The following is a 16,064-nucleotide window of genomic DNA, read 5'->3' on the forward strand; positions in this document are numbered from 1 at the left end:
TTACAATACGATGTCGGTCCAGAGCTCGGACGGATCCGGCTCTGCGTCGTTCTGGGCAAATTCGGCGGCGTCGGCGACAATGTCGCGGACCTCCTTGTCGACGGCCTTGAGCTCGTCCTCATCAGCCCACTTCTTGTCGAGCAGGCGCGCCTTGACCTGCTCGATCGGGTCACGCTCGGAGCGCATCTTCTGCACTTCTTCCTTGGAGCGGTACTTTGCCGGATCGGACATCGAGTGGCCGCGATAGCGGTAGGTCTGCATTTCGAGAATCAGCGGCCCCTTGCCGGCGCGGCACCATTCAGTTGCGAGATCGCCGGCTGCCTTGACCGCGCGAACGTCCATGCCGTCGACCTGGATACCGGGGATCTTGAAGGAGGCGCCGCGCTGCGAAAAATCCGTCTCGGCCGACGAACGCGATACCGAGGTGCCCATGGCATAGCGGTTGTTCTCGATGATGTAGATCACCGGCAGCTTCCACAGCGAGGCCATGTTGAAGCTTTCATAGACCTGGCCCTGATTGGCGGCGCCGTCGCCGAAATATGTCAGCGTTACATTGTTGTTGCCGCGATAGCGATTGGCGAAGGCGAGGCCGGTGCCGAGCGAAACCTGCGCGCCGACAATGCCGTGGCCGCCGTAAAAATGCCTTTCCTTCGAGAACATGTGCATGGAGCCGCCCTTGCCCCTGGACAAGCCGCCGCGGCGCCCGGTCAACTCGGCCATGACGCCGCGCGGCGACAGTTCCATCGCCAGCATGTGACCATGGTCGCGGTAGGCGGTGATCATCTGATCGCCATCGACCAGCGCCATCTTCATGCCGGTGACAACTGCTTCCTGGCCGATATAGAGATGGCAGAAGCCGCCGATGAAGCCCATGCCGTAGAGCTGGCCGGCCTTTTCCTCGAAGCGGCGGATAAGCAGCATGCGCCGGTAGGCGTCAAGCTCCTCGTCTTTGGTGAAGTCGACAGGTTTGGGGGCCGAAACCCCCGCCGATTTGCCGTCGGATCTGGACTTGGATTTGGCAGGCGCTTTTCTGGCGGCGGTGGCCATGCATCACTCCCTGTTGGCGTCTCTTGCGGACACTGAGGGAGATCAGTTCTCCCCACCGATTTGGGGAGGCTAACACGCGGGAAAGCGTTTCGCCATGCTGAAAAATGCATGGCTGACATGCATCTAAGCGATTAAAATCATTGGAAATATCGCCGATTAACTTGAATGTGGTTATCTTGCCGCAGCTGGCAACATGATGGTGATTTCGTCGGCATGGGACATATTGAGCGCCTTGCGCGCCTGCTCGTCGAGCATGTCCTTCTCCAGCGTGCCCTGATGCATCAGCTGAACGCGCCGCTGCAGGTCGACCCGGCGCGCCTTGACGGCATCGAGCTCACTTTGCAGATCGACGGCTTCGACTTCCAACCGGTACTTGGAATAGATGCCGAATTCGCCATGATAGGCGTGGAACCCGAAATAGGCCAGGAATGCCACGCAGAGCGAGGGAATGATCAGCCGACCGGTGTTTCTCTGCTTGTGCTGACGTGTCCACATGATCCAAATCCCCTAGAGCGCCGCGCGTCGGCTTGGACGCGCAAAGGACGCTCTAACACTCTGCGACCTAGCCCTTTCTCGCCCGATTGTGCTTAATGGACGGTTACGGATGACCGGATTTGGCGGTGTTGAAACAAAAAGGGCGAGGAATGCCCCCGCCCTTTTCATTCCGGATATCTTCTGTGGGCTCAGCCTTTCACGATCGACTTGCCGGCGTAGAGCGCCTGCTTGCCAAGCTCTTCCTCGATGCGGATGAGCTGGTTGTACTTGGCCATGCGATCCGAGCGCGACAGAGAGCCCGTCTTGATTTGCCCGCAATTGGTGGCGACGGCGAGATCGGCGATGGTCGAATCTTCGGTTTCGCCCGAGCGGTGCGACATTACCGCGGTGTAGCCGGCCTTGTGCGCGGTCTCGACGGCGTCGAGCGTTTCGGTCAATGAGCCGATCTGGTTGACCTTGACCAGGATAGAATTGGCGACGCCCATGCGGATGCCGTCGCGCAGCCGCGCCGTATTGGTGACGAACAGATCGTCGCCGACCAGCTGGGTCTTCTTGCCGATGAGGTCGGTCAGCGTTTTCCAGCCGTCCCAGTCGTCCTCGGCCAGCCCATCCTCGATCGTGATGATCGGATAATCCGCTGCAAGCTTGGCCAGATATTTGGCCTGGGTCTTCGGATCGCGGGTCTTCTTCTCGCCTTCGTAGACGTAGTTGCCGTCCTTGAAGAATTCGGTCGCGGCGCAATCGAGGCCCAGCGCAACCTCTTCGCCCGGCTTGAAGCCAGCCTTCTCGATCGATTCCATGATGAAATCGAGCGCGGCGGGCGCGCTTTTCAAGTTAGGAGCGAAGCCGCCCTCGTCACCTACATTGGTGTTGTGGCCGGCGCCCTTCAGCTTCTTCCTCAACGTATGGAAGATTTCCGAGCCCCAGCGCACGCCGTCACGCAATGTCGGCGCACCGATCGGCAGGATCATGAATTCCTGGAAATCGATCGGGTTGTCGGCATGGGCGCCACCGTTGATGATGTTCATCATCGGCACCGGAAGCACGTGCGCCTTGGTGCCGCCGACATAGCGGTAGAGCGGCAGGCCGGCCGCTTCCGCCGCAGCCTTGGCCACAGCCAGCGAGACGCCGAGGATAGCGTTGGCGCCGAGCCGGCTCTTGTTGGGCGTGCCGTCGAGTTCGATCATGGTCTGGTCGATGTGGATCTGGTTTTCGGCTTCCGTACCGCCGATCGCCTCGAACAGCTCGCCATTGACGGCCTCTACCGCCCGCAGGACCCCCTTGCCGAGGTAGCGGGCGCCGCCGTCGCGCAGTTCGACCGCCTCATGCGCGCCGGTCGAGGCGCCGGAGGGCACCGCAGCGCGGCCCATCGAGCCATCTTCGAGGACGACGTCGACCTCAACGGTCGGGTTTCCGCGGCTGTCCAGGATTTCACGCCCGACAATGTCGATGATGGCAGTCATTGCGATGTCCCCGATTGATCTGACGAAGCGTCGGGCACGTCTTAGCCAAAGTGCTGCAAAACGCAATCGGGGCGTCCGCAAATATTGCCGCCACCTCCGCCACATCGATTCACGAAGCACAAATTGCTGTCATCATAAGTCATGTCCCTCATAAGTCTTGGCGGCATGCGGCTTTCTGGTTTATGCTCGCGCTGCGCGGGGCGAAACAGGAGGAGTTTCGCCATGTCTCAGTTGAGCGGTATTGTGAGTTTGTTCCTGATCGCGGCGGCGTTTTTGACGTCGTGTGACACTCAGCAGCCTCAACAGGGCGCGGTAGAGTTGTCCACCCTTGCGGCGGAGTAATATCCTGCAAAAAGGCCCCCGGTCCAGCCGGGGGCCTTTTTGATTCCGGTAGAGCAAGGTCAATGCCAATAAGGCTCGACCTTGTAGTAACTGTATGAAGCATCACGCGCGGCCTCGCCGTCAGCGCCCGTCAATTCGTTGATCGAATAGGCGGGAGCCGCCTTCAGTTGCTCCTTCGTGAACGGCACGACGTAGCCGCCCTTGTCCTCGTCATAGTCGAGGCTCGCCCACGGAATGGCGTGGTACTTCTCGCCGATGCCGAGAAATCCGCCAAAGCCGATCACGGCAAACATGATTCCGTTCGACAACTTGTCGAGCATGACATCCTCGATGTCGCCGATGTGCGTGCCTTCCGTGTTATAAACCGATGTGCCGATAACCCGCGAAGCCGCGATGGCTTCGGTGTGTCCTGTCTGGGTTGTCATGGTGTGCTCCTCTTGTCGTTCACTTCAGGTTGGACAATGAGGAGAGGGCTGCGAAGGTTCCCGACTTTTATCCATGCGGCATGATCACTCAGCGAGGATAAAGGTAACCTTCATGTTGACGCGGTAGGCGGAGATCTTGCCGTCCTCGACGACGACTTTCTGATCCTGGATCCAGGCGCCTTCGACGTTCTTTAGGGTTTTTGCGGCGCGCGCAATCCCCACTTCGATGGCGTCCTGAAAGCTCTTATTCGACGATGATGTGATTTCGGTGACGCGGGCGACGGACATGGCTTCCTCCTCCAGGCACTCGGTTGCCTAAGCAGCGTACAACCGGCACCTGTTGACTACAAGTTTAGGGGTCGGGACTTAGGGCCGGAGCCCTAAAACTGCTCAGCCCTTGGCCACACGATCGAATGCCATCAGCCTTTCAAGCAGCGCCCGAAGGTCCTTCAGCGGCACCATGTTGGGACCATCGGAGGGGGCATTGTCGGGATCCTGATGCGTCTCGATGAAGACGCCGGCGACACCGACCGCAACCGCAGCGCGCGCCAGCGTCTCGACGAAGCGCCGATCGCCACCCGAGGAGCCGCCCTGCCCGCCCGGCTGCTGCACCGAATGCGTGGCGTCGAAAATCACCGGCGCGCCGATCTCGGCCATGATCGGCAGGGCGCGCATATCGGACACCAGCGTGTTGTAGCCGAAAGACACGCCGCGCTCGGTGACCAGCACGTTGGCGTTTCCGGAACCGGTGATCTTGGCGACAACGTTCTTCATGTCCCACGGTGCGAGGAACTGGCCCTTCTTCACGTTGACGACCTTGCCGGTTCTTGCCGCCGCGATCAGCAGATCGGTCTGGCGGCTGAGGAAAGCCGGGATCTGCAGGATATCGACGTGCGGCGCCACAAGCGCGCACTGTTCCTCGGTGTGGATATCGGTCAGGATCGGCAGCGAAAACGCCTTGCGCAAATCGTCGAAGACGGGCAGCGCCGCGTCGAGCCCGGCGCCGCGCGTGCCGCCAAGCGAGGTGCGGTTGGCCTTGTCGTAACTGGTCTTGTAGACGAGGCCCAGCCCTAGCTTCCCGCTCAGCTCCTTCAGTGCGCCAGCCATGTCGAAGGCGTGCTGGCGCGACTCAAGCTGGCACGGGCCGGCAATCAGCGACAGCGGCTCGGTGTTGCCGAAGACGACGTTGCCGACGGCTACGGACGAATTGGGCTTGCCCATGCTTTCTCCCGGAAAATGAAGGCCGCACCCTGCCCGGATGCCGGCCGGACGACAATATCATCGCCGCGTATTTCGTGTTTGACGGAACTGGCTGCAAACAGCTTGGCGACCGTGTCAGCGAAACGAACCGAAAAGACGATCCCCGCAAAGCGGAGTTCCGATGGCGCCCCGGCAGGTATGCCGAAGCGCGTCTCGAAAGCGACGGGGTCAAGCAGGGCCAAGGTTGCGTTCGGCAGGCCAAACGCAGTGCTGCTCCCCTGTCCGGTCGCCGGACTGCGCGTCGCGATCGAAATCAATCGGTGCTGTTTGGGTGGCTCGTTGCTGACCGCCACGACTTCGATGATGCCGGTTGCGCCATTGGGGTGGATCTGCAACGCGGTGCGGTCTACTTTCGGCGCATTGATCCGCTCACAGGCGAACAGGAATGCGTCCGTCGCCCCGGTGCCGGAGGCGAAGGCCAGTTTGAACGATGCCGTGTCGCTCTTTCCCGCCGCGTCGGTGAAGGCGCGCGAAAAGCCCAGCATGTCTCCGGCAGACAGACCGGCTTCGATGTAGCGCGCGTGATCGGCATCCGCATTTTCGGTGCCCAAGACAAGGGCAGAAAATCCCTCACTGCCGTACCTGTCGCGATAGGCACGATCGCGCGCGACGAAGACGTTGCGGTCCGCGATCGCTTTCGCCACCGCTTGCCCGTTGCCCACCGCCAGCGGCTCGAGATAGGTGCCGTCCTCAAGGAAGACGCAGCAGTTTTCCGTCCCGAAAGGATGGATGCCGGTCGGCGCCACGACAAAGCCAAGCGAAACCAGCCGCGCCCGCGCCACGTCGAGGCTCGCGGTCGGCAGCACAAGATGGTCAAGCGGATAAGGGCCTAGCGGACAAGGGCCTTCTGTCATCGTCTCGGTCATGCCGGCGCGGTGTGCATCATTCCGGAATTTGGTTCAAGAGCCTCACCTGACGCCGCGAAGATCCGGCGGCCTATCGTGGCCGCATGCCTCTGGAATACTTGCCGCTGCCGGAAACCAACTACGTCACCCAAATGAGAAAGATCCTGTTCATAACGGCAGCGGTCGTAGCGATGGCTGTTCTCGCCATGCTGGTCTGGGATGCGCCAAAGCGGCCGGGCGCCGATCCGACCGAACCGACCGCCGCTCAGGCAGAGTAATTTAGCTCCTGCTTCGGTCAATTTCTCTTCAGGTGCAGCCAACAACATCCGCCGAATATCGCAATTCGCGCAGCGGTTTGACCTGGCTGGTCGTCTCGGCATAGAGCGGATGCGCCTTATAGGCGGCCAGAGCGGCATCATCCTCGAACTCGGCATAAACGACCACGTCGATCTCGTCCGAAAGCGGGTCAACCTTGGTGTTGAGCGTCACCTCGAAAAGGCGGGAATGGGGAATGTTGCCCAGCGCCAGCAAGCCCCTGCGTACGGCCTCGACATCCTCTTTGTGCCGCGCGCTGAAGAAAACGATATGCCGGATCAACCCAGCCTCCTCGATCACTATGTGCAAGCGTGTTTTGTGTGGGCAAAACGCTCGCGTCAACCGGCAACGATGTCGCGGCGACAACGCGTTGGGCGGGGAAAAGAAACCTAGACGATACTGGTGATGTAGCGCACGACGCGCGTTATCTCCCCGACCGTGGTGTCGAGATAGCGGCCCTGATTGTAGAGTCCGTCCCAGATCAGGAAGAACGTGACGGCGCAGATGACGATGACATAACGCATGCGTGAAACTACTGCATCTGGGTGGCTGCAACCATAGTGATTCCAGCGTTGAGCAGCGCCCTCCCCCAGAATCTATCCATTGATCCGTGTTCGCCCGCCTTGGCTCTTGAAGTTCCCTTTGATGGCATGAAAGATTGCTGCGGGGATTCATCGGGAGGCGGCGTTCGCGTTCTGGCGAATGAACTGCAAGAGTGTGTGGAAACCGGCCATTTTTCGCCGGCGCCGCAGAAGTCCCGGGGGCGTGACATGGCTCACAAGGAAGACACCGGCGTTGCATCGGGCGACGGGGTCAGGTTGGACGAATTCAATTTCACCGAAACCGCTAAAGGCCTGCCGGCCAAGGCGCGGATGGTGCTGTCGGCGGCGATGAACCTGCCGCGTGGCTCGCTGGGTCCGGACGCCGAACTGGTGCTCAAGAACTGGCGCTTGCCCGGCCGCGCCTTCAACGGCGGCACCATCGGCATCGCCGAATCCTACATGGACGGCGATTGGGACAGTCCCGACGTGACCAGTTTCCTGGACTGTTAGTGGTCAATTCTGAAATCAGAGAGAGCATCGCCGGCGGCGCCAGTTGGCTGGTCAACGCCGTCCAGCGGGTCCGCCACTGGTTCAACCAAAACACCCGCACCGGCTCGAAGCGCAACATTTCGGCGCATCACGATCTCGGCAACGCCTTTTACAAGGAATGGCTGGATCCGAGCATGACCTATTCGTCCGGCGCTCTATGCGGCTGGCGCCAACGATCTTCAAAAGCGCGCAAGCCGCCAAATATCGCGCGCTGGCCAAGGACACGGGCATCGGCGCGAAAGACCACGTGCTGGAAATCGGTTGCGGCTGGGGCGGCTTTGCCGAATTCGCCGCACGCGAGATCGGCTGCCGCGTCACCGGGCTGACGATCAGCCGCGAGCAGCATGATTTCGCCAGAGAACGCGTCCATAAGGCTGGACTTGCCGACAAGATCGAGATCAAGCTGCAGGACTACCGCGACGAAACCGGATCCTACGACCGCATCGCCTCGATCGAGATGTTCGAGGCGGTCGGTGAAAAATACTGGCCTGTGCTTTTCCGCAATATGAAGGATTGCCTGCGGCCTGGCGGCACCGCCGGCCTGCAGATCATCACCATCAACGAAAAGCCTACGACACCTATCGCGCCCGGCCGGATTTCATCCAGCGTTACGTCTTTCCCGGCGGCATGCTGCCGACGTCGTCGATCCTGAAAGCGCCCGGCAAAGACCATGGACTTGCTCATCTGGGCGAGCGCATTTTCCCGGACGACTATACCGGCACACGCGCCGAATGGCGCCACCGCTTCTGGGCGTCCTGGGAAAAGATCGTCCCGCTCGGTTTCGACGACCGCTTCTAGAAGCTCCGGGAATTTTACCTGCACTACTGCGAAGCCGGCTTCCGCGCCAGCTAGATCGATGTCCGGCAGGTGGTTTACACGGCTTGGGGTTTTCTCCTGTTCGACATATCAGGCTTCAACGACGTGCCAGCCTTCAACAGCGCGTGCCAAGTCCTGCCTGAAGCAAGCGATCCATCAGGAACAGATGACGTGGATGAATGTGCGGGGCGGAGACATCAGCTCCTGTCGTCGCCTTGGGTGATCAGCCGCGCGCTGCGCTGACCGGTCACGTAGATCCATAGCCAGCTCAGCGAAACCGCAAGCCGGTTACGGAAGCCGATCAGGAAATAGATGTGCGCGAGGCCCCACAGCCACCAGGCCAGCCGGCCGGTGAGCTTGATCCAGCCGAAATCGATCGCGGCAGCGCGCTTACCGATCGTCGCCAGATCGCCGTCATGCTTGTAGCGGAAAGGGCGCGGGGTTGCGTCGCCGGCCAGCCGGGCCTTGATCGTCGCGGCGACATGCCGGCCCTGCTGCTTGGCGGCGGGTGCTACGCCGGGCACCATGCGGCCATCTGGCCGCAGGACGTGTGCAGCGTCGCCGACGACGAAAATCTCCGGGCTGCCCGGCACGGTCAGACCGGGCTCGACCAGCACCCTGCCCGCACGGTCCGCTGCCGCCCCCAGCCATTCGGCGGCCGGCGAAGCGGCGACGCCTGCTGCCCACAGGATAGTCCTGGCCGGCAGCTGCGTGTCGCCGAAGACGACACCCTCGGCGTCGCAGCGTGTAACGGGCCGACCGAGTTCGACCGTCACCCCGAGCCGCTCGAGCGCCTTGCTGGCATAGTCGGAAAGTTCCGGCGCGAAATTGGGAAGGATGCGGTCACCGGCCTCAATCAGCACCACGCGCGTCAGCCGCGTATCGAAGTTGCGGAACTCGCCGCGCAGCATGTCGTGCGCCAGTTCAACAATGGTCCCGGCCAGTTCCACGCCGGTTGGTCCGCCACCAACGATCGCCAGCGTCAACAGCGCTTGGCGCTTGGCGGGATCGGTCTCCCGCTCGGCCTGCTCGAAGGCGAGCAGAATGCGCCGCCGAATGGTGGTGGCGTCCTCCAGCGTCTTCAGCCCCGGTGCGAAAGGCTCCCATTCGTCATGGCCGAAATAGGCGTGGCGGGCGCCGGTGGCCAGCAGCAGCGTATCGTAGGCGACCGCGCCGCCATCATCGAACAGCACGCGTTTGCCGATGCGGTCGACGCCGGCGACGGTGGCGAGCAGCGTCGTCACGTCCTTGCGCTTGCGCAGGAGATGGCGGATTGGCCAGGCGACTTCCGAGGTCGCCAGCGCTGTGGTCGCCACCTGGTAGAGCAGCGGCTGGAAGAGATGATGGTTGCGCTTGTCTATCATGGTGATGCGCACCGGCGCACCGTCAAGCGCGCGGGTAAATTCGAGCCCCCCAAAGCCCGCCCCGACGACGACGACATGGTGACTGGATTCCTTCATCTCATTCACTCCGGGAGAGCAGGTTGGCCGGGAGAGCAGGCTGGCCGGGAGAGCAGGCTTGAGAGCAATTTCACCAAGGCTGATGTAGATACTTTTGTGCACCGCAACAACATCCGACTTGCTGACTGCCCGCCGTAAGATGTCGCGAATGTACATGCTCTATCCTGCCGCCGAGTATAATTTCATTGAAAACTGACGACGGAGTGGAGTTTGAATAGCGATCATGACGACTGTCCGGGTCAATATTCCTCGCCGCCTTGCTTCATGCATGAGCTCGACCCGGAATTCCGGACGCCCGTATCCGATTGGACCGACGTGAAACGATGGCGCAAGGCCGAGCGCGAGCGGCTGATTGCGGCGCGCCTCGCTATCTCGGCTGACGCGCGGGCGGCAATGTCGCAGCGCATCGGCGAAAGCCTCGACACGTTGATCGGCGACATCGCCGGCCGCATGGTCAGCCTCTACTGGCCGTTCCGGGGCGAGCCGGATCTGCGCCCATGGATGGCTTCCGTCAATGAGCGCGGCGGCCGGACCGCACTGCCTGTTGTCGTCGAGAAAGGCCAGCCTCTTGTCTTTCGCGCTTACGCACCGGGTGACCGGCTGGAGAAGGGCGTCTGGAACATTCCGATCCCTGCTGAAGGCGACCCGGTGCTGCCCGAGGTCGTCATTTCACCGATCGTCGGCATCGATCCGAGACAGTACCGGCTGGGATATGGCGGTGGCTTCTTCGACCGCACACTGGCGGCGATGCCGTTCAAGCCGCTGGTCATCGGTGTCGGCTACGAACTGCAGCGCATCGCTACCATCTACCCGCAGCCGCATGACATCCCGATGGACCGGGTGGTGACGGAGGCGTTCAAGGCCTAGGCCAGTTCCGGCTTCATCCCCACCGCCGTCCGGTCGACGATCTCACGCAAGGCGAAGGATGAATTGATCTTCGTCACATGCGGCATCGCCGACAGCCATTCCTTATGGATGCGCTCATAGTCGACGAGGTCTTTTGCCGCGATGCGCAGGATATAATCGTATTCGCCCGACATCAGGTGGCAGGACAGGACATTCGGGCAGCGCTTTATCGCCGCCTCGAAATCCGACAGCGTCTTCTCGAATTGCCCCGACAGCGATATATGCACGATCGCCGTCATCTGGTGGCCAAGAGCGGCATTGGAAAGCCGGGCGTGATAGCCGCGGATGGTTCCGGATTTCTCCAGGTTGTCCAGTCGCCGCGAGCAGGCCGACTGCGACAGGCCGACTTTCTCGGCAAGCGCCGCGTTGGGTATCCGTCCATCCTTCTGCAACGTTTCGAGAATGGCGATATCGATCCTGTCGAGCGGCATTTTCCGGGTTTCCTGCGACAATCCAGCTATTTCGCGCAACGATTATCGAGCCGTGCCCTTCTGCGCAAGCGCATTCGCAAACACTTACGGGACGATTCGTGGTTCACTATCTCTAAACAGGGAACGTGCCTCAAAAGGGCCGGATCAGGAGGAGAAGAAGATGCGCGTCGGCTGCCCCCGGGAAATCAAGAACCACGAATACCGCGTCGGCCTGACGCCGGGCTCGGTCCGCGAATATGTCGCGCATGGCCACGAAGTGCTGGTCGAGACCGGCGCCGGCGCCGGCATCGGCGCCGACGACAACGCCTATCGCGCAGCCGGCGCCACCATCGCCAAGACGGCCGCCGACGTGTTTGCCAAGTCCGACATGATCGTCAAGGTCAAGGAGCCGCAACCCGACGAATGGGTTCAGCTCCGTGACGGCCAGATCCTCTACACCTATCTCCATCTCGCGCCGGATCCGGAGCAGACCAAGGGCCTGCTGGCCTCGGGCGTGACCGCCATCGCCTACGAGACCGTCACCGACGACCGCGGCGGCCTGCCGCTGCTTGCGCCGATGTCGGAAGTCGCCGGCCGCCTGTCGATCCAGGCCGGCGCCACCGCGCTGCAGAAGGCCAATGGCGGTCGCGGCGTGCTGCTCGGCGGCGTGCCCGGCGTGCTGCCCGGCAAGGTCACTGTGCTCGGCGGCGGCGTCGTCGGTCTGCATGCCGCCCGGATGGCGGTCGGCCTTGGCGCCGACGTCACCATCATCGACCGCTCGATCCCGCGCCTGCGCCAGCTCGACGACATCTTCGGCGGCCGCGTCCACACCCGCTACTCGACTGTCGAGGCGCTGGAAGAGGAATGTTTTTCGGCCGACATCGTCGTCGGCGCCGTGCTGATTCCAGGTGCCGCCGCGCCGAAGCTCGTTTCCCGCGAGATGCTGTCGGGCATGAAGAAAGGTTCGGTGCTGGTCGACGTCGCCATCGACCAGGGCGGCTGCTTCGAGACCTCGCACGCCACAACTCATGCCGTGCCGACCTATGAGGTCGACGGCGTCATTCACTATTGCGTCGCCAATATGCCGGGTGCAGTGCCGGTCACTTCGGCCCACGCGCTCAACAACGCAACGCTGCATTACGGCCTGCAGCTCGCCGACAAGGGCCTGAAGGCGCTGATCGACGATCATCATTTGCGCAACGGCCTGAATGTCCACAAGGGCAAGATCACCAACCGCGCGGTGGCCGAAGCACTCGGCTATGAGTTGGTCGAGCCAAAGGCCGTTCTCGCCGCCTGAACCCGCCGCTCAATCCTCTCCGACCGAGCCGCCGACGCCCTCGGCGGCTCTTTTTCCACAAGCAAATTTCACGGTTTGCGATTAGCTGACCGGCTTTGCCCGTCCTGCTTGCAATGTGTCTTTCCTGTGGCTTTTTTGTTACAGCCGCCAGCATGGGCGGGTGCTAGACGGCTGGTGGGTTTTTCAAAAAAGGTAGGGGCAATGACCAGCAAACGATTAGCAAAATCTCTTCTTCTTGGCGCAGTTTCCGTCCTGGCGCTCGGATCGGTTGCTCATGCCGCCGACGCGGTTGTGCCGGTCGTCGAGTCGTCGGCCTTCAACTGGAGTGGCATCTATGTCGGATTTGGCGTTGGCGCCGGCGCCAATGTCCACGAGCTCAGCAGCGATCTGGTTCCTGGCTTCTCGTTCAACGGCATTGGTGGTGAAGGCGTATACGGTGAACTGACCGTTGGGTACGACTATATGGTGTCGCCGCGCTTCCTGATCGGCGGACTGCTGGATGCCCATGCCGGCAACATTGAAACCACGCTCGATGTTGCTGGTTTCGATGCTTCGGTCCGCGAGACCTACGGTTTCGACGCTGGTTTGCGGCTTGGTTACCTCTTCACGCCAAACACTTTGGGCTATGTGCTCGGCGGCTATTCCTGGCAAAAATATAAATTCGACACGAACGCTGGTTTTGATTTCGATTGGGACCAGAGCGGCTACTTCGTCGGAGCTGGCGTTGAAACGGCCATCAACAGTAACTGGACCATCAAGTCAGAATATCGCTATACCCGCTTCGGTACTGAAAACATTCTTTCCGAGTTCGATATACCGGACGGCGTCCTCGACACGGATACGTCGCGGCATACGTTCCAGGTTGCGGCCAACTATCGCTTTGGCGCCCAGAATGGTGGCGTCGCCTCTTTTGAGGCTCCTGCCTATAATTGGACAGGCTTCTACGTCGGCGGCGCCGCCGGCGCGGGTGCGTCGGTGCATCAGATCGACGTTCCGCCGGCTGGCGACCTCGAGTTCAACGGGATCGGTGGCGAAGGCGTGTTCGGCGAATTGAACGTCGGCTACGACCATGATTTCGGCAGCTGGGTCGCAGGCGTCATGGTGGATGCCCGCTACTCCGGCATGACTTCGGAGTTGGAAGTTCCGGGCGGATCGATCAATCTGGATACAGATTACGGTTTCGATGTACTTGCCCGTGTCGGTATGAAAGTCAACGAATCAACCCTCGCCTACGTGCTCGGTGGTTACAGCTGGCAGCACTTCGATCTTAACGCGTCTTCACCCATCGGCGATATCCTCGATTGGGACTCCAGCGGCTTCTCGGTGGGTGGTGGTCTGGAAACGGCCATGTCCAGCAACGTGACCGTCGGCCTCGAGTACCGCTATTCGCAGTTCTCCGAGAAGGATTTTTCGTCGGATCTTGGGCTGCCGGACGATACTCTCACGTCCACGCCTTCGTTCCATACCGTCCGCATCGGTGCGAAGTACAAGTTCAACTAGAACCGCCCAAGCAACAGTCAAAGCCCGCCGGTCATTCCGGCGGGCTTTTTTCTTTGGGCGGAAGAAATGCGGGGCGGACAGCGCGGGCAACAAAAAAGCGGAGCCAAGGCCCCGCTTCCTCTGATGTCGAGACTTCCCGCCGGTTCATCCGCGGTCGGCAAATCGATCGACAATCAATTCCGTAACGCGACAATGCGACAGGCGTACGACAGCTGCGATCGATGAATACCGCCCGAATCGTCACGCGCGGTCGATACGGCACTGGTAGCAATTGTTGCGCGCCGAGCGGACATGCACATAGGCGATCTCGTCGCGTTCGAACAGGGTCTCGGCCCGCGCCGCGATGGCGCCCGTCGGAATGACGCCGCCGCTGCCATAGACGATGCGGTCGTCCCTGCCGTAGCCGCGCACAATGTACTCGGCGCTTTCGAGCATTTCTGGAAGCGCCTCGGCTTCGGCAGCGCGCTCGCATTCTTCGGCATGCAGAAAGACCGGACCGGTCTCGGCGTAGGGCTGCAATTCCGAGAATGGCCGGTAAGCCAGGACGAGATAGGCTTCTCCAGTGGCCACGTTCTTCAGGCAGTGGCGGCAAGGCACGCCGTCACCGTCGGATATTTTCCGCTCTGGTGTCAGGCCATAGGCGTCGGGCGCGCCGCGCTGCAAGGCTCTGACATCTTCCGTGGGCAAGCCTTTGAACTGGATGGTCATGGCGAAATCTCCGGTGTCGTCGACCGAAAATTACGCAGCTGCGCCAGCGTCTCCCACCCGATTCCTGCCAATTTGGATCAGTCCATCAAGGCGTCGAGACCGCGCACCAGTCCTGTGATCTCCTGTACCCGCCTGATAGCGAGCAGAGTGCCGGCCACGTACGGAGCAGCGGACGAGCCGGCGTCGTGACGAATGGTCAGCCGCTCGTCGGGCAGGCCGAACAGCGCCTCACAGGACAGGATGTAGGAAGGCAGACGCAGCGCATGCACCTGCACCCCCTCGCCCGTACCGACCGCCGCACCGCGGGTTCCCGGCACACCCGAGACCTCCGAGACCGGCCGCGCGGTCGAAGCCTTGCGGACATCGGCCAGCGCTTCGGCAAGCTCGCGCGCGGTGCCGGACGGCGCGTCGGGTTTCTTGGCGCTCGCATAGTCGATCACCTCGACATCCGGCACGTATTTTGCCGCCATCAGTGCAAACCGCTTCATCAGCGTGGCGGTGATTGAAAAATTGCCGGCTGCAATGACGCCGACACGATTGGCGCGTGCTGCAGCGTCGAGCTCGCCGAAATCGGTCGCACCCAGCCCCGACGTGCCTATCACAACGTGCCGTCCTTTTTCTATGGCCAGCAGCGCATGGTCTTTCACCAGATGCGGCTTGGTGTAGTCGACCAGCACGTCCGACGGCACCTCCAGCGCCTCGGCCAAAGAGGCGGAAACGGTGATGCCGTTGGCCGGCATGCCAACCAGGAGGCCGGAATCCTGCCCCGCGCTGCTGCGTGACACAGCCCCGGCCAGTGCCATGTCGCCTTGCGCCCCGATCGCCGGAACCAGCGCCTTGCCGACCCAGCCGGTCGCACCGGCCATCACCACCCGTAGCGTCATCGTTTGGTCCTCCATCACCATCGAGCTTTGACCGACAGCGATATGTAAAGAGCGCGGCTCATTCAAGCCAGGCTCGTTTCCGGGTGTTGATCCAGACCGCAGTGACTGAGCCTGTTCGAACATCGCAGTGGCAAGTCAGATGATGGTGTCTTCGAGAACCGGAGCGGAGCGGAGATTCAGGTCCGTGAGCACCGGAAGCGCAGAAGACGCCTTCAGATGGCCGCCAATGCGGATTTCGGACAGGCTCAGCGGATGAAGTCGTCGAAGCGGCGGAGCGTCACCCGGCGATTGCGCCAATTCTCGTCCTGCGTCTGCACGAGCAGGAATTCCTCGCCGTAGCCGACGGTTTCCAGCGTATAGCCCGGCACGCCGAATTCGCGAACCAAGGTGCGCTTCAGCGAGGCGGCGCGCTGTTCGGACAGGATCTGGTTCCATTGGAAGGAGCCAACCGCGTCGGTATGGCCTTCGATCAGCACGCGGGCGCCGGGGTCGCGCCGCAGGATGCGCATCGGCGATGTTTTCGATCTTGCCATATTGCGATTCGGAGATGGCCGCCGAGCCAAAGGCGAAATTGATCGACTGGATATCGATCGAACGGGCCATGCGCCGCAGGTCCGGCCGCCTCTTGAATTCGCGGATGGTGACGCGCTGGTTCGGGCGCAGCTTAACGCGGGGCGCGGCCTCGAGCTGACGCTCGATCGTCGCCGCCGAAGGCGTGGTTGCCTGAGCGGCGGCAAGGGTCGGCATGGCGGGGGCCGCAACCAGCGCGGCGGCAAATGTGCGTCGGGTCAGCATGTCTT

Annotated in this window: 17 protein-coding genes and 2 pseudogenes; 5 read left to right on the top strand and 14 right to left on the bottom strand. The window is 61.6% G+C overall.

The features are described from left to right. The 7 genes from pdhA to A9K68_RS19325 form a co-directional block, all read right to left on the bottom strand. Complete coding sequence (pdhA, locus tag A9K68_RS19295; RefSeq protein WP_065008733.1) at positions 1–1,047, bottom strand: pyruvate dehydrogenase (acetyl-transferring) E1 component subunit alpha; 1,047 nt, start codon at positions 1,045–1,047, stop codon at positions 1–3. Between the two features lie 171 nt (positions 1,048–1,218). Continuing rightward, positions 1,219–1,542: a septum formation initiator family protein gene (locus A9K68_RS19300; RefSeq protein ID WP_065008732.1), complete on the bottom strand. Its 324-nt coding sequence runs from the start codon at positions 1,540–1,542 to the stop codon at positions 1,219–1,221. A gap of 188 nt (positions 1,543–1,730) precedes the next feature. After that, positions 1,731–3,005, bottom strand: a complete 1,275-nt coding sequence (eno, locus tag A9K68_RS19305) for a phosphopyruvate hydratase (protein WP_065008731.1) — start codon at positions 3,003–3,005, stop codon at positions 1,731–1,733. 401 nt (positions 3,006–3,406) lie between these two features. After that, complete coding sequence (locus tag A9K68_RS19310; protein ID WP_029352317.1) at positions 3,407–3,772, bottom strand: PRC-barrel domain-containing protein; 366 nt, start codon at positions 3,770–3,772, stop codon at positions 3,407–3,409. Between the two features lie 84 nt (positions 3,773–3,856). Continuing rightward, positions 3,857–4,060, bottom strand: a complete 204-nt coding sequence (locus tag A9K68_RS19315; RefSeq protein WP_029352316.1) for a dodecin family protein — start codon at positions 4,058–4,060, stop codon at positions 3,857–3,859. 102 nt (positions 4,061–4,162) lie between these two features. Then, entirely contained in the window at positions 4,163–4,993 is an 831-nt protein-coding gene (gene kdsA, locus A9K68_RS19320) for a 3-deoxy-8-phosphooctulonate synthase (protein WP_065008730.1), read from the bottom strand. After that, positions 4,969–5,898, bottom strand: a complete 930-nt coding sequence (locus A9K68_RS19325) for a VOC family protein (protein WP_082982412.1) — start codon at positions 5,896–5,898, stop codon at positions 4,969–4,971. The genes kdsA and A9K68_RS19325 overlap by 25 nt, the downstream gene beginning before the upstream one ends. Before the next feature lie 83 nt (positions 5,899–5,981). Here A9K68_RS19325 and A9K68_RS19330 point away from each other — a divergent pair, with 83 nt between their 5' ends. Next, the gene (locus tag A9K68_RS19330) at positions 5,982–6,155 is read left to right on the top strand and encodes a hypothetical protein (protein ID WP_156768354.1); all 174 of its coding nucleotides are present in this window, start codon (positions 5,982–5,984) and stop codon (positions 6,153–6,155) included. 28 nt (positions 6,156–6,183) lie between these two features. Here the strand turns inward: A9K68_RS19330 and A9K68_RS19335 are convergent, their stop codons facing one another. Both A9K68_RS19335 and A9K68_RS32325 read right to left on the bottom strand, forming a co-directional pair. Further along, positions 6,184–6,474, bottom strand: coding sequence for a Dabb family protein (locus tag A9K68_RS19335; RefSeq protein ID WP_065008787.1), 291 nt, complete (start codon positions 6,472–6,474; stop codon positions 6,184–6,186). 107 nt (positions 6,475–6,581) lie between these two features. Next, positions 6,582–6,716, bottom strand: a complete 135-nt coding sequence (locus tag A9K68_RS32325; RefSeq protein ID WP_281033824.1) for a hypothetical protein — start codon at positions 6,714–6,716, stop codon at positions 6,582–6,584. Positions 6,717–6,962: 246 nt separating this feature from the next. Here A9K68_RS32325 and A9K68_RS19340 point away from each other — a divergent pair. Further along, positions 6,963–8,135, top strand: a pseudogene (locus tag A9K68_RS19340) (cyclopropane-fatty-acyl-phospholipid synthase family protein). 161 nt (positions 8,136–8,296) lie between these two features. Here the strand turns inward: A9K68_RS19340 and A9K68_RS19345 are convergent. Next, positions 8,297–9,559: an NAD(P)/FAD-dependent oxidoreductase gene (locus A9K68_RS19345; RefSeq protein WP_029352312.1), complete on the bottom strand. Its 1,263-nt coding sequence runs from the start codon at positions 9,557–9,559 to the stop codon at positions 8,297–8,299. A gap of 264 nt (positions 9,560–9,823) precedes the next feature. Here A9K68_RS19345 and A9K68_RS19350 point away from each other — a divergent pair, with 264 nt between their 5' ends. Further along, positions 9,824–10,426, top strand: a complete 603-nt coding sequence (locus A9K68_RS19350; RefSeq protein ID WP_065008729.1) for a 5-formyltetrahydrofolate cyclo-ligase — start codon at positions 9,824–9,826, stop codon at positions 10,424–10,426. On the opposite strand, the gene A9K68_RS19355 is transcribed toward A9K68_RS19350, so the two are convergent. Further along, a complete protein-coding gene (locus tag A9K68_RS19355; protein ID WP_023675099.1) occupies positions 10,423–10,896 on the bottom strand; it encodes an Lrp/AsnC family transcriptional regulator in 474 nt (157 codons plus the stop codon). The genes A9K68_RS19350 and A9K68_RS19355 overlap by 4 nt on opposite strands. A gap of 160 nt (positions 10,897–11,056) precedes the next feature. Here A9K68_RS19355 and ald point away from each other — a divergent pair, with 160 nt between their 5' ends. Together ald and A9K68_RS19365 are read left to right on the top strand one after the other, a co-directional pair. Next, positions 11,057–12,172, top strand: coding sequence for an alanine dehydrogenase (gene ald / locus A9K68_RS19360; RefSeq protein WP_065008786.1), 1,116 nt, complete (start codon positions 11,057–11,059; stop codon positions 12,170–12,172). A gap of 201 nt (positions 12,173–12,373) precedes the next feature. After that, positions 12,374–13,672, top strand: a complete 1,299-nt coding sequence (locus A9K68_RS19365) for an outer membrane beta-barrel protein (RefSeq protein WP_065008728.1) — start codon at positions 12,374–12,376, stop codon at positions 13,670–13,672. A gap of 240 nt (positions 13,673–13,912) precedes the next feature. Here A9K68_RS19365 and A9K68_RS19370 read toward each other — a convergent pair whose 3' ends face one another. From A9K68_RS19370 to A9K68_RS19380, 3 genes and pseudogenes are all read right to left on the bottom strand, one after another. Continuing rightward, the gene (locus tag A9K68_RS19370; protein WP_065008727.1) at positions 13,913–14,380 is read right to left on the bottom strand and encodes a DUF1203 domain-containing protein; all 468 of its coding nucleotides are present in this window, start codon (positions 14,378–14,380) and stop codon (positions 13,913–13,915) included. Positions 14,381–14,457: 77 nt separating this feature from the next. Then, complete coding sequence (gene dapB, locus A9K68_RS19375) at positions 14,458–15,264, bottom strand: 4-hydroxy-tetrahydrodipicolinate reductase (protein ID WP_065008785.1); 807 nt, start codon at positions 15,262–15,264, stop codon at positions 14,458–14,460. A 245-nt stretch (positions 15,265–15,509) separates the two neighbouring features. Continuing rightward, positions 15,510–16,059 (bottom strand): annotated as a pseudogene (locus tag A9K68_RS19380) (OmpA family protein). Positions 16,060–16,064 lie beyond the last annotated feature (5 nt).

It is taken from the genome of Mesorhizobium sp. AA22 (assembly GCF_001672375.2).
In the GTDB taxonomy this organism is placed as follows: Bacteria; Pseudomonadota; Alphaproteobacteria; order Rhizobiales; family Rhizobiaceae; genus Mesorhizobium; species Mesorhizobium wenxiniae.